The 12,929-nt window shown below is 33.4% G+C and carries 17 protein-coding genes; 3 read left to right on the top strand and 14 right to left on the bottom strand.

Annotated elements, in window-relative coordinates; translation table 11 throughout:
- Positions 1-46: 46 nt before the first annotated feature.
- The 3 genes from CEF14_RS03760 to CEF14_RS03750 form a co-directional block, all read right to left on the bottom strand.
- Positions 47-517, bottom strand: coding sequence for a GNAT family N-acetyltransferase (locus CEF14_RS03760; protein WP_102691614.1), 471 nt, complete (start codon positions 515-517; stop codon positions 47-49).
- A 137-nt stretch (positions 518-654) separates the two neighbouring features.
- Positions 655-906 (bottom strand): GNAT family N-acetyltransferase, encoded by a 252-nt coding sequence (locus CEF14_RS03755; RefSeq protein WP_245890041.1) that lies wholly within the window; start codon positions 904-906, stop codon positions 655-657.
- A gap of 147 nt (positions 907-1,053) precedes the next feature.
- Positions 1,054-1,581: a hypothetical protein gene (locus CEF14_RS03750; protein ID WP_146013859.1), complete on the bottom strand. Its 528-nt coding sequence runs from the start codon at positions 1,579-1,581 to the stop codon at positions 1,054-1,056.
- A 254-nt stretch (positions 1,582-1,835) separates the two neighbouring features.
- On the opposite strand from CEF14_RS03750, the gene CEF14_RS19190 reads away from it, so the two are divergent.
- The gene (locus CEF14_RS19190) at positions 1,836-2,066 is read left to right on the top strand and encodes an NUDIX domain-containing protein (protein WP_245890228.1); all 231 of its coding nucleotides are present in this window, start codon (positions 1,836-1,838) and stop codon (positions 2,064-2,066) included.
- A gap of 109 nt (positions 2,067-2,175) precedes the next feature.
- Here CEF14_RS19190 and CEF14_RS19350 read toward each other — a convergent pair whose 3' ends face one another.
- A complete protein-coding gene (locus CEF14_RS19350; RefSeq protein ID WP_170061433.1) occupies positions 2,176-2,307 on the bottom strand; it encodes a FeoB-associated Cys-rich membrane protein in 132 nt (43 codons plus the stop codon).
- 198 nt (positions 2,308-2,505) lie between these two features.
- Here CEF14_RS19350 and CEF14_RS03740 point away from each other — a divergent pair, with 198 nt between their 5' ends.
- On the top strand, positions 2,506-2,946 hold the full coding sequence (locus tag CEF14_RS03740; RefSeq protein WP_102691612.1) for a hypothetical protein: 441 nt from the start codon (positions 2,506-2,508) through the stop codon (positions 2,944-2,946).
- Positions 2,947-2,985: 39 nt separating this feature from the next.
- Here the strand turns inward: CEF14_RS03740 and CEF14_RS03735 are convergent, their stop codons facing one another.
- The 6 genes from CEF14_RS03735 to CEF14_RS03710 form a co-directional block, all read right to left on the bottom strand.
- A complete protein-coding gene (locus CEF14_RS03735; protein WP_102691611.1) occupies positions 2,986-3,990 on the bottom strand; it encodes a tetratricopeptide repeat protein in 1,005 nt (334 codons plus the stop codon).
- 113 nt (positions 3,991-4,103) lie between these two features.
- On the bottom strand, positions 4,104-4,589 hold the full coding sequence (locus CEF14_RS03730; protein ID WP_102691610.1) for a tetratricopeptide repeat protein: 486 nt from the start codon (positions 4,587-4,589) through the stop codon (positions 4,104-4,106).
- A gap of 27 nt (positions 4,590-4,616) precedes the next feature.
- Positions 4,617-5,123 carry a GNAT family N-acetyltransferase gene (locus CEF14_RS03725; protein ID WP_245890039.1) on the bottom strand — a complete coding sequence of 169 codons (507 nt, stop codon included), beginning with the start codon at positions 5,121-5,123 and terminating at the stop codon, positions 4,617-4,619.
- Positions 5,124-5,356: 233 nt separating this feature from the next.
- Positions 5,357-5,770, bottom strand: coding sequence for a hypothetical protein (locus CEF14_RS03720; RefSeq protein WP_102691609.1), 414 nt, complete (start codon positions 5,768-5,770; stop codon positions 5,357-5,359).
- 529 nt (positions 5,771-6,299) lie between these two features.
- Entirely contained in the window at positions 6,300-6,632 is a 333-nt protein-coding gene (locus CEF14_RS03715) for an ArsR/SmtB family transcription factor (RefSeq protein WP_102691608.1), read from the bottom strand.
- 1 nt (position 6,633) lies between these two features.
- Entirely contained in the window at positions 6,634-7,053 is a 420-nt protein-coding gene (locus tag CEF14_RS03710; protein WP_102691607.1) for an SRPBCC family protein, read from the bottom strand.
- Positions 7,054-7,407: 354 nt separating this feature from the next.
- Between CEF14_RS03710 and CEF14_RS03705 the strand changes: the two genes are divergently transcribed.
- Positions 7,408-8,673 (top strand): glycosyl hydrolase family 18 protein, encoded by a 1,266-nt coding sequence (locus CEF14_RS03705; RefSeq protein WP_102691606.1) that lies wholly within the window; start codon positions 7,408-7,410, stop codon positions 8,671-8,673.
- Between the two features lie 227 nt (positions 8,674-8,900).
- On the opposite strand, the gene CEF14_RS03700 is transcribed toward CEF14_RS03705, so the two are convergent.
- The 4 genes from CEF14_RS03700 to CEF14_RS03685 form a co-directional block, all read right to left on the bottom strand.
- On the bottom strand, positions 8,901-9,587 hold the full coding sequence (locus tag CEF14_RS03700; RefSeq protein WP_245890037.1) for a DUF975 family protein: 687 nt from the start codon (positions 9,585-9,587) through the stop codon (positions 8,901-8,903).
- 370 nt (positions 9,588-9,957) lie between these two features.
- Positions 9,958-10,590 carry a LysE family transporter gene (locus CEF14_RS03695; protein WP_102691605.1) on the bottom strand — a complete coding sequence of 211 codons (633 nt, stop codon included), beginning with the start codon at positions 10,588-10,590 and terminating at the stop codon, positions 9,958-9,960.
- 107 nt (positions 10,591-10,697) lie between these two features.
- Positions 10,698-11,354, bottom strand: coding sequence for a potassium channel family protein (locus CEF14_RS03690; protein ID WP_102691604.1), 657 nt, complete (start codon positions 11,352-11,354; stop codon positions 10,698-10,700).
- A gap of 23 nt (positions 11,355-11,377) precedes the next feature.
- Positions 11,378-12,715: a TrkH family potassium uptake protein gene (locus tag CEF14_RS03685; protein WP_102691603.1), complete on the bottom strand. Its 1,338-nt coding sequence runs from the start codon at positions 12,713-12,715 to the stop codon at positions 11,378-11,380.
- Between the last annotated feature and the right edge of the window lie 214 nt (positions 12,716-12,929).

Raw genomic sequence — 12,929 nt, 5'->3', positions numbered from 1 at the left:
CTATACACAAGTTTTTTTGAATCTAGAATTTGTGATTGAAGTGTATTCAATTCATGTATTTTCTCATCGATACAACCTTTAGATCCACTCCGTTCGGCTTATGTACAATATCCTCCTCAAAAATTTCATATCCGATAGATTCGTATAATTGTATATTTCTTGGTACACTCATACGAACTTTACACTGGATTTCATTTACATCATTTTGCTTAGCATATTTTTCTAGGGCTTTTAATAATGCTTTTGCAATTCCCTTTCCTTGATGTTTGGGTATAACAGACAATCGTGAGAAATAGATATACTTCTCTATAAACTGGAAACGAAGCATTGCTGCTGGTTCGTCATCGATAAAACCAATCAATGCATTTTCTCTATTTTCTAAAGAGGTTGAAATCATTTCAACTGTTTCTTCCAAAGCACTAGAAGGAGCTGCATCATTTTTATACTCAGAAAATGCTTTTATCATTATTTCATGTATTAATTTAGAATTTGTTGATTCTTCAATTGTAATATTCATTTATATTCTCCTATCATGTAATCTGATTAAATCCATTTTTCCATAAATATTAGTTCATCTTGTTGGTATCCTTGATTTTTATAGAACTCTTGAACTTTTTGATTATCCATTTCAATTAATAAGTAAATTTTTTACATTCAATTTTTTCGAGTTAAGTAAATATCTGATATCATTTTTTGACCAATAGAATTTCCTTGATAGTCTGGATCTACAGCTAAATGGTTAATCCACCTCCTCCTTCCATCATATCTGCCCATAACTATCCCAATAATTTGAGAAGATTCTTCTAAAACGAAGAATAAGTCAGGATCTCTTCTTATCTTATTCTTCAATCCTTCGATAGTATCCGAAGGCGAAAGTTTTAATTCTGCCCTTGTCCATAAATCCATAACTGAATTAAATCATTTAACATAATATTAAGAAAATTCATTTAATTAATCTAATATGAATAATAATAAATTATTTTCAATAAATATACAATAGAAATAAGAAAAAAGAGGAAAATACTTCCTCATAGGTTTCCTACATATCTATTTTTATTGATCTTTTACATCCATCACTAACGTATCAAACAATTGATCATCAATATAAACTAAGATAGCCCATTTTCCTGCTTCCGACAGAACAACATTAGAAGGCATACTCGCATCTGCGCCATTTATTTTCCCACCAGAAACTCCTTTCTTTGTCCATACGCCATCGCTAAAAACTGGTGTTATTTTTGATGTATTCTTGTTATAACCTACAACTGTTACTTCTCCTTTATCAATTCCCCAAAAATGCCATAACCACTTTTCCACCTGATTTGGTTTTAAATTTGGACCGATAATCCCTAATTTATCTTTATTTCCAAACATATCATTTCTCAATTCTGTAGCAAACTTTGTCACTTTTTTATCCCAATCAATTTTTTCAAAGTCCTTTTCAGTTACATATTGCGGAATATCTCGAGGCAAACTCATATAATTTTTACTTTGTTCACCTTGTACCTTAGTTAAATTGCATCCACTTGCAAAAATGAAACATAAAATTACCAATGAACAGAATATCTTCTTAAACTTCAACTCAATCCCCCCTATTTTAGTTAAATAATCTCCCTAATCATATTAACACGTTATTACTTTCATTTTCTAAAATATACAATATAAGGTTATAACTATTAGATAAGGTTAAGTAATTTACTATGTTTTAAGGGGTGAGTATTTTGAGTGAAGTAAAAAAATTCTTGAACAGTGCTGCTGCAATTATTATGTTAAATAACAGGTTACTTATGGTTAGAGGAAAAGACACTTTAAGTTAGAGTGTTCCTTCAGGTGGTATTGAAGATTGTGAAACTGCAGAAGAAGCATGTGTAAGAGAAGTTTGGGAAGAGACTGGTTATAGAGTTGTTATAAATAGACGATTACATATCAAAAAGCATTTATTCATAAATTATCATGTCACGACATCTTACTTCCTTTGTGACTTAATTGGTGGTCAAATAACTTATCAAGATCCAGATGGTATGATTGAAGAAATTGATTGGAAATCGTTTGATGATTTTCCATAACATTAAATGTCAGTATCCAGAAGATCGAGAAATGTTACTATCCTATTTCAACGAGGGAAGTGACGACTTCTTAATAATTAAATAAGTATTATTGAATGTTTAAACTCAATTATTTAGTCTTTTCTTTCTTTTTAATAATTGAAAAAATAATAAATGCTACCAATAGAATACTTATAATAATTGCTCCTACTAAAAACTGAGTATCATAAATGAAAAACCATGAATCTTTCGTTTCAATCATTATAACACTTCCTTATATTAACTTATTTTTTCACTGTGTAAGATAATATGCATCATGGAGTACTTGTATTTTTCTACCATCAGTAGTACTCGACACCTCGCAAGTTTTGTTTTTATATTTATTTTTACATTCATAAATGTAAACGTTCATTTTTGAAAAATAAAAGAATTAATAATAATAGAAAAGGAGGCAACCATCATGATGAAATTTTATTCTGCTTTAGTTTTTACGGTAGCATTAGTGATTTTAGCAATCGTTTATTGGGATTATACAGAATGTACAATGAAGGGAAACTCTGAAAATGGAATGTGGAAAGTAATGTATAAAAATCAAAGAATCGGCAGTACCCCAATAGGGTGGTTAGCGTCCATTAAACAAAAAAACAAAGAGAAGGTTACTGTAAAGAAACTCAAATTTTTAGAAGAGGATAAAGTATTAGTAGAGAGAACAGAGTTTTATGAAGGAAGAGATAATGTTGATGGAACAGAATACTCCCTACATCCCTTTTCATATCCTGATATATATTTAGGAAATGCTCCTAAAGAAGGTCTTTCTTATCAAATTCAAATTATATGGAAAGACAGTAGCGGCAATGAATATAATGATAAAATTAAACTAAGAAAGTTAGAGTGGCCATGATCATTTACTCGCCACTCTAATAATAAGTACGCTCTCTTATTACAGTTCTTTCAATTTCCGTTTTGCTTCTTCATCCCCTTGCAAAGCCGCAAGTTGATACCAATACTTTGCTTTTTTACTATTAATAGGGGTTCCGATTCCTGATTCATAACAAAATCCCAGATTGAATTCGCCATCAACATCTTGTTTATCAGCAGCCATTTGATACCAACGAATAGCTTCATCTCCTCGATTATTTTGGAAAGCTTCATGACCTAGTCGATTGGCAGCAAATACATCGCCTGCTAATGCTGATTGAGTAAACCAATACTTTGATTTTGCTAAATCTTTTTCAGTTCCCACTCCATTTTCGAACATATAACCTAATGTATACATGGATTCAGCCACACCAAGTTCTGCTGCTATTGAAAATAATTCGAATGCACGCTTGTCATCTTTTTCAACATATTCACCGCGAAAATACATATCTGCATAGTTATTCATTGCATCAGCATGTCCCTTTAATGCCGCTTCTTTATAACACTCAAATGTTTTCTCCCAGTCTTCTTCCACAACAATTCCATCATAATAATAATTACCAAGCCAGTATTTCGCATCGATATTTCCTTGATTGGCTGCTGCATCATACCAAGCAAATGCCCAATCATCATGCCCTATCGCTTTATAAAATTTTCCAAGCTCTAACTGTGCATCAGCTTTCGCAATCATTGCTTTTTGATATAGTACGCTTGCTTCTTGCACTTCTTCTTCTTCCATGAAGATTGTTGCTAAATCAGCTGTTGGTTTGATAATTTCTTGTAAAATTGTTTGTAAGTCACGAAGTAAAATGTCATAATATTTTGGATCATACGTAGAGACACTTGTTACTTGTGTATATAAGATCCCGATGTCATCTGGAAAGTCAATTGTTGAAGTTTGACAATCCTCAAACAATTGAGAGATGGTTGGTATTATATTATTTTCAGCCTCAATCTCTGGAATAAGTTTTGCGGCCGTAAGATATCCGTTTTCCGCGAGTTGTTGCTGTAATTGTTGTAAATTCATGATGGAACCCTTCCTTAATGCGTTACTTAAAAATTAATGTATTTGATGGTCATCATTTTATATTAAAATAAAACAAAAACTACTTATAGTATAAGGCAAAAACTTAGAATCAGTTATTGCCAAGTTTCATCTAATTTATTTGAATAAAATTCAATCGCTTTCTTATACGCTAAAATATTGCGATTTTGAGTTGTCTCAACAATACAGTGTAAGAGAAGTTCCATAGCTTCAGAATGTTGTTTTAAATTATATAATGTGATGGCGTAAAATACTTGAATGACCTTGTTATTCGGAAAGTGTTCGATTGCTTTTTGAAACGTCTGCTTCGAATTTTCATATTGGCCAAGCGCTCTATATGTACTACCTAACCCGAGGAGTGCACCTTCAAGATCTTCATCCGTTAATCCAAGTTGTATCGCTTTTTCATAATAAGGAACCGCTTCTGCTTCCTCTCCTAATGCATCATAACTCCATGCACACTGGTAATTCATAAGCGCATTCTTCGGACAGTTACGCACTAATTCTACTAAAAGTGAGTTCGATTCTTTTAATAGACCTTTTTCTCTTAAATTAATCGCTTTTTTTAACAGTACTTCCATAGTCTCACCCCCTTTGTGCTATTTCTACTAAATAACATCCCAAGCATACGTTCGTAAAGCAGCTTGTCCTCCTGCAATTTGTATATCACATTGATCAATATATTTTGCACCGCTATGTTCATAGAAATAACGACTTTTGTTATCCGCTAACACTTTAACAATTGCATTTCTATACCCTTTCATCTTAAATTTTTCAAATAAAGTTTGAAGCAATTCTTTTCCATATCCTTTTCCTTGATATTCTTCATAAAAATAAATGGCTGTGACATCACCATCATATGAAGGATACTCCCCTTCTTTCACTTGTGACCCGCATACAAAACCAATCATTTTATCATTGACTATTGCGACAATCACTATATTTTCATCACGTTGAAGATTATTTATCCAAAGGTCTGTTCTTTTTTCAACGGATAGATTTTGTAAGAATTCATCGCTCATCATTCCTTTATAGCTCGTTTGCCAACTACTAACATGAACTTTTGCGATTTCTTTTGCATCTTCCAATTTTGCTTCTCTGATTATCATTTTCATCATTTTTCCTCCTTCACGATAATAAAAAACTTCGACTCTAAATAAGAGACGAAGCCTGTTATTATATAGTATGGATTAGGATACTTATTCATGCAGGAAATGTTTTGTATATTTTACCATAAAAAAGATGATTCATTATACTTTTTTTAAAGCATATATATAAATACTTTTCTTTGCAATTAACAAAATGCCTTCTTTTAAAGAATAGAAGAAGGCATTCATGATACTTACCTTTATCTAAAACATTGATAAGAGAAGATGTTACTTCTACTAATTGTACGGAACATCCATCTATTTCTTCTACTGCTCCAACGATAACCGATTATTTGGTCTCTGCTAACGGCAATTGGGTAAAACCAGAAATTGTTGCCATCAAATTGCCAGATATACGTATAGGCGAATAGGCATGAGTTAATACCACTTGATCCATGTTGCCATGCTGGTCTTGGTGGAATAAATTTAGGTGGTGCACCCATTGGCATTTGACCTGCTGGCGGTGGCCCAAACGATGGTGGTCCTGACGGGTATCCTGGTGGTTGCCCCATTGGCGGCCCCATTGGTGGTGGTCCTGATGGTGGTCTAAATGATGGAAATCCTCCTGTACCTCCAAAGTTTTGTCCACCCGGATTAAATTGTGGTGAAGTCATTTGAATTCCTCCCTTCTTCATAACGTAATATATGAAAAAAAAGATATATGCCTTCAACAATAGCCCGTTTTTGTAAAATTCCGCTTAATTTCGTTTTTACAAAAGGAAATAAAAAACCATCTTCAAAATTCATTCAAAATGGTTTCTTTCCTTATCTGAATCAATTTCATAAATACGATTCTAGTCGTAAAACACGAATGTTTTTAAATATACGATCCAATAATTCGGATTACACTTCAACTATACTATTTACTGAATATGCCACTCCAGATGGCGCTTTCCGTGGGCGAGCTGTGAGCCTCCTCGTCCGCTTACCACTTGTCTCGCTTTCCCACAGGACATTGAATAAGCTTCCTTGAATTCGCAACGCACGAAGAAAATGCGAATGCATTTTCGAGGACTCGCAATCTTCCACTCCTTAGACAATATCCTAATAGATAATGCACAACAATTTAATCTTTTAATGTTCGTATTTTATATCAAAACTTTGAATTATGAAATTGACTGATCTAAATAATAATTTCCACAGTTATTCCTCATTATCATTTTTCTCCACTAACGCTTTTAGAGCAAGTAGTCTTTCATCCCAGTATTGTTCAAAAAAGGTTAGCCAATCTTTTAGTTCGATTAGTGGTTGTGGATTTAGTTTAAAGCGATTTTCTCGTCCTACCCTATTGTTACTTACAAGCCCAGATTCTAACAAAATTTGTAAATGTTTATTTACAGCCGTCCGACTTATTGGAAACTGTTTTGTAATCTTACTAATAGGTAGCTCATTGTTGGCAAGTAATTTTAACAATTGACGACGAGTAGGATCGGCAATTGCTTGAAACACGTCATGTCGAGCTTTTGATGAATCCAATTTATGCCTCGATGTAATTTGGTAAGCTGATGTTGACGATTTTTTCCCAGCCACCAACCATTACTTCGCGAATGACTGTATGCGATTGTCCAAATTCAGTACTTATTTCAGCATCCCAACCAGAGTGAATCAAAGTGAATTCTGTCTTTCCTTCTTCTAATTCTTTTAATTCCATTGTTAAATGCCAATCCTTGCCCCAGTCAAATCCCACTTTGTGTGGTGGCTTAAGTTCTGTTACTTTACATGGGGAGTCTCCAAATTGACCTGCATGCAATACGAAATCACGGCCAACTTCAGGTTCAAAAGTATTTGGCATCCACCATGCACCGATTCCTTCAGATGTTGCAACAGCATTCCATACTTTTTCAATAGATGCGTTCAAAACAATTGTTTTTTTAATTTCTGGTAATGTATTTGTCATTCGTTTGAAAACCTCCAATTTAAAATAACACCTTTTAGTGTTACATCTATTATAACACCTTTTAGTGTCATATTGTAAATTTGTTTAACTTGAAATTTTATCAAATAAATAAACGTATTCAAATTTTAAGTAGCTTTATTCGCTTATTTTTAATCTTATCCACTAAAAAAATGTTTCCACGAAACAGACAACTTAAGTCTTCAAGACTACTATAAATCACAAAATAAAAAACCCGATTTAATGCTACAGTTTATAAAAGCACAAAATAGATCTATGAAATTGTTTCAATTAAATATCAATTTCAAAGTCGTAGCATATCCTACTATTGACGACTAATTTGAAGGTGGCGGTTCTTTGTTTATTTACGTTGTAAAGTATGGGGATTCAATCTTTTCGATTGCCAATAAGTTTCGGGTGACAATGGATAGTATCAGAATCATGAATGGTTTATCATCTGACTCGATTGTCCCTGGTCAAGATTTACTGATTCCTACTGATCAATATATCGTCCAACCTGGTGATTCATTATTTTCAATTTCTCAAATGGCTATGGTTCCTGTTCAAACGATTCAAGCATATAACGGTCTCCACTCTAGTAATTTGACTGTTGGAATGCGGCTGTATCTACCGCCCCGTCGAAAATATAGTGCCTATAGTTTTGGATATATCACGGTTACTACCCCAGAAAACAACCAACTTCTCGTACAAACATACGCGCCTTACAATACTTATTACGGAATTTTCGAACATCATATTAGCGCTGATGGAAGTTTAAGTGAATTGGACGATCAGCAAATTGTTCGAATGTCTAGACAATATTTTGTGGCACCGATTGCTGTTATTACTAATTTAACTGCTAGTGGTTTCAGTTCTCAAATTGTGAAGCAAGTCTTATCTTCCCCAGCACTAAGACAACGTTTAATCGATAATATCTATAATTTGGTAAAAAGCAAAAACTATGCAGGCGTTAACATTGACTTTGAATTAGTACCTGTAGAACAAAGGGATAATTTTACAACCTTCTTGAAAGCACTGAGTAATCGTTTAAGACCAGAAGGATTATCTACTTCAGTAGCAGTCCCATACAAAACAGGTGATAATAATCCTCCATACAATGCTGGCTACGATTATGGCGGAATCGGTGCAGCAGTTGATTTCGTTTTCCTCATGGCCTACGACTGGCATGAACTTGGGAGTGAACCCGGTCCAGTTGCACCAATTGGTGATGTTCGAAAAACGGTCAATTATGCTATTCAAAAAATGGGAAGAAATAAAATATTGCTTGGTGTTCCCCGTTATGGCTATGATTGGACACTGTCGGATAGTGGTAATGCAGTAAGTGCAAAAGCAATTTCGGTAGCAGATGCTTATAAAACAGCGATGAGCCATAATGTGCCCATTCAGTATTCTACCGAATATCAACAACCTTTCTTCTATTATTACGATGAAGCAGGTAGAAGACATGTCGTTTGGTTTGAAGACGCCCGAGCACTCTCTCAAAAACTAAAACTCATTGTAGACCAACGATTAAGAGGGATTGGATCATGGCAATTAGGATTACCATTTACCCAATCGGCCGTTTTGTTCAATGAATTCTTTAGAGTTAGAAGAATTCTCTAAATTCATCTTCTACAAATAATACTAACTTACATATCAAAATTTAATGACTTATTATTTAGCAAAACAATTTATCATCCACTCACAAAAAACGCCTGTTCGAATTAATGAACGGGCGTTTTTCAGATTATCGACATGCGATGCAGAAGCAAAATCTTATAGATCAATTTCATCAAACATCGTTGTTATCCTTTTCATTCTTTTTAAGAAGAATTTTGAATTTCGCCTAACTATTTTATAATACTCTCTTTATCATTTGTATTGGCTTCTCGATTATAAATCACTTGATTATAAAACGTAGCCTTTGCTGTTGAGATATACGGTACTAACCACAAATACCCTATTCCTAACGTAAATAAACAGAGAATTCCCCAACCAATAAAGCTAAGTTGCAATAAAAAATAGTTCCACTTGAAACCATCCATTTTTCTTCTACTCTCTGTTATTGCTTCAAGAATAGTAAATTCAGGATGGTCACGTAAGATGTAATATGTTTGTGAATAAGCTATGCCTTTAATGATTCCTGGAATTATGAATAATAAAGCCCATAAGTACACAAAAATGCCTTGTAAAATAGTTGCTGCAATTAACTTTATTGCAGTTTTTCCACTTTGATAGACTGATAATACATATGAAATCCGAGGATTGTTTCCTCGTACTAGGGATAAATAGAACCAATATACTCCAATTGATAAAGGCATTAGTAAAATATAAATCGTTACATTTATGATTCCTACTACTGTATGTATATCCTCATCAGTAAACCATGGATTAATCCCAGTTAAAATTAGGTCGACCATAATGAATAAAACATATATTAATATAGCCATTATAAAAGAAAGTAAGACTACTTGTACCCAATTTCCTTTTAACGATTGTAAAGATTGTCCCTTAATTTCAGAAATTCGAATATTCAATAATATCCCCCTTTTGTAATTTAATTTGAAACTTTAATTGAAGTCTTAAATAAATAAATTCGCATACCCTTTAATTTACATTATTGTATGTATACACAAATTATTATATTATAAATAAAAAACTCTAACTATCATCCATTGTATTTAATTTGTATTTTAGGATAAATATACTAATTACAAGAAAATAAATTGATTAATTGTATTTGTTTTATTTGAGTAATAATCCTTTCTAATTTTTCCTAAAATTTATTTCTGTTATCCTCGATTAAATTGGTGTTTAGTTAATTTCCATGGTACAAATTGTATAAAAAAAGTCGTTCATTATTCGAACGACTTTTTCATTTTGACTGAATGAATTTCATCATGTTAATCAAATAAATTCTATTAAATCATTGATAAATTCATAGATAAAGTAACCCGCAAAGAAAAATAATAAGCCTCCAGCAATGATGGAGCTCCATTTGATCATATTTCTGCTCATGACTTTTCTAGTTGTTGCAACGATTGACAGTAAACCAATATCATGCAATACAATCCCAGATAATATCCCTAATGCAGCAATCCCAAAGCTCCCAGATTGTGTTGTATGATATGATTGCGTTAACACCGTTCCAAATACAGAAACCCAAAATACTAAATTTCCGGGAGAGACTGCTACTAAGATGCCATTCTTATATGTACTCCAGAATGATTTGGTTGGTTTTTCACCTGCTAATGCGATGTCTTGGTCTGCATTTTTGATCGAATCATAGCCTAACATCCCTAAGAAAATTGCCCCCACAATCCATAACGGCATTTGTACATAAGGTAATGACAAAATAGAAGCAAGTCCAAAATATAACGCTAAAATGAGTGTTCCATCGATCGTCATTCCACCTAATCCAACTGCCCATCCATGGATAAATCCATTTTTTAATCCTTGCTTCGTCATTTCAATAGTAATTGCCCCTACAGGTAATGCAATCGCAAGTCCTACAAGTAAATATTTCAGATATATATCCATTAAACTCTTCCTTTTTCTTGAAGATTTGATGGTATAATTATGCTTTTAATTGAATATAAAATCAACCTTGATTTTTCTACGAAGTTAGACTGCTCATTAGTAAATCGCTATTCCTTTTTTGAAAAATTAGCTAAATCCTCTGTTTTACCAAGTAAAACTAATACGTCATTTTGGTGTATCACTTCATCTGCTGAAGGTGAAATATGGATTGTGCCATCTCTAATAAGGGCAATTGCATTAACATTATATTCAGCACGAATATCAAGTTCCCGAAACGTTTTTTCAGCCATTGATTGTGGTATCATAATTTCCTCTATATTATATTCTTTTGATAATTCTATATAATTCAGCAAATTGGGTGAAAGTAGTTGATTGCCAACTCTTTCCCCCATATCTCGTTCTGGATAAACAATCCAATCCACACCTATTTTCTTTAAAAGCTCTCCATGGCGCTTTTCTAATGCTTTTGCAATAATTTTCTTCACCCCAAGGTCTTTTAAGAGCATTGCAGTTAGTATATTGGCTTGCAAATCATTACCAATTGCAATGATGACACAATCAAAGTTACCAATTTCAAGGGAGGTTAGCGCTTTTTCTTCTGTTGAATCAGCAACAACAGCATGTGTCACATACAACTCTGCATCCTCCACCCTCTCTTCAATGACATCGATTCCAAGTACTTCTTGACCTGCATCATGTAATTTCCGAGCTATACTTGTTCCAAATCTTCCTAAACCAATAACTGCATATTGTTTTATATCCAATAAGGACACTCCTTTACATTTTGTTAACCGATCATAATATCACCTTTTGGTCGCTGATATGCCATCTTTTCACGTTTCTTTGAAATCGCAAATCCAAGTGTCAAGGGACCTAATCTACCTGCAAACATGGTTAAAATAATAATGAGACGGCCAAATGTAGAGAGTTCTGGCGTTAACCCCATAGAAAGCCCAACAGTTCCAAAAGCTGAAGTTGCTTCAAATAGATAATAGATAAAATCGTGTTGTTTCTCCGTAATGCTCAGAATAAAAGTAACGAATACAACAATGGCTAACCCACTCGTTGCTACAGTAAGTGCTTTTAAAATGGTTTCCATTACGATTCGACGTCTAAATAATATGACATCATCTTTTCCTCTCATTTGAGACCACACAGTTGCTACTAATACGGCAAATGTTGTAATTTTGATGCCTCCTGCAGTTGAGCCGGAACCTGCTCCAATATACATAAGGAAAATAGTCAAGAATAACGTAGCATGTGTTAATTCATTAATTGGTAAAGTATTCGCTCCTGCAGTTCTTGGGGTAATCGCTTGAAAAAGTGCGCCTAACCCTTTTCCCTGAACAGAAAAAGGACCAAGCGTTTTGTTATTACTAAATTCAAATAGTAAGATGAGTAGAGTCGCTCCAACTGTTAAAGTGAGGGTTGTCATCAAAACTACTTTTGTATGTAGTGTCAATCGATGTGAATGATGATATTCATACAGTTCATTCATCACTATAAACCCTAGTCCACCTATTGTGATCAGTGCACAAACTGTTAATACTACAGTTGGATCATTCGCATATTGCGTTAAACTGCGAAACCCTCCCATTAAATCAAATCCTGCATTATTAAAATTGGAAATGGCATGAAAAAAGCCATAATAGATTGCTTTACCAATTGACATATCGAAAGAAAATCGAATGGATAATATGATTCCACCTAGACATTCAACTACTGCCGTAAATAATAATATTCTTTTTAGAAGTATGCCTGTCTCTTTGAGGGTAAAAAGATTAAATGATTCTTTTAGCAATAACCTTTCTTTTAGTGTTATTTTTTTGCCTAACAACATAAATAAAAAGGTACCGAAAATCATAAACCCTAAACCCCCAATTTGAATGAGTAATAAGATGACGATTTCACCAAACGTTGAAAACGTATCTGCCGTATCTACTACAACTAATCCTGTCACACAGGTTGCAGATGTTGCCGTAAATAAAGCATTTATCAATGAAAGTCCCTTTCCATCTTCGGTTGCAATGGGAAGCATCAATAAAAAAGTACCTATTAAAATGACAATCGCAAAACCAAATACAAGTGTTTTTGAAGGATTGAGTCGATCTTTTATTTTTTTCATTGTGTTCCCCTTACTAAGGTATAAAAAGTTTCTTCTTAATTTAAATAACCTAGTTATCAATTTATATGTCCAAATTTAATCTGTGACAAATGGAAAGTACTATACATTTTGCGAAAGATTTTGTATGAAATACTAAGATAAAAAGCAAAAACATTTTCGGATTAATACCCTCTGAAGATTGATTAAACTTTCGACTAGTAAAAATACAAAAGCA

Origin of the sequence: Rummeliibacillus pycnus (genome assembly GCF_002884495.1) — a bacterium.
Classification (GTDB): Bacteria; Bacillota; Bacilli; order Bacillales_A; family Planococcaceae; genus Rummeliibacillus; species Rummeliibacillus pycnus.
Note: the sequence above shows the minus strand (reverse complement) of the source record. Positions and strands in the feature narration are given on the sequence as shown.